The sequence below is a fragment of the Bacillus infantis genome, from assembly GCF_050107595.1.
Taxonomy (GTDB): domain Bacteria; phylum Bacillota; class Bacilli; order Bacillales; family Cytobacillaceae; genus Bacillus_AB; species Bacillus_AB infantis_C.
On record NZ_JBNILH010000056.1, the window covers coordinates 1 to 248 of the forward strand.

The window sequence follows — 248 nt, forward strand, 5'->3', positions numbered from 1 at the left end:
TGTAGTCCCCTTGGAATATATCCAGTATACGTCTCTTAGGGACATGGGGAGCCTCCTCAAATCGGAAAGAGAGGAGGTCCTTATGAACCGGGAATTGTGCTTTATTCCGGGCAGATTCTATTTTTTTTGCTTCCCTCTCAGCGACCTCAATTGATAAGAGGTGGTAGAGGAATTCTTCATACGTAATCTGTTGCTCAGTTGCTTCCCGAAGGTATGCATCAAGCTGCGCACGAATAGTCGGGAGGCGG

Annotated in this window: 1 protein-coding gene; it reads right to left on the reverse strand. The window is 47.6% G+C overall.

Translation table 11 applies throughout. The annotated features are described in order from the left end of the window. A partial coding sequence (locus tag ACQCVH_RS25420) for an ATP-binding protein (protein ID WP_426838423.1) occupies positions 1-248 on the reverse strand: 248 nt, incomplete at both ends.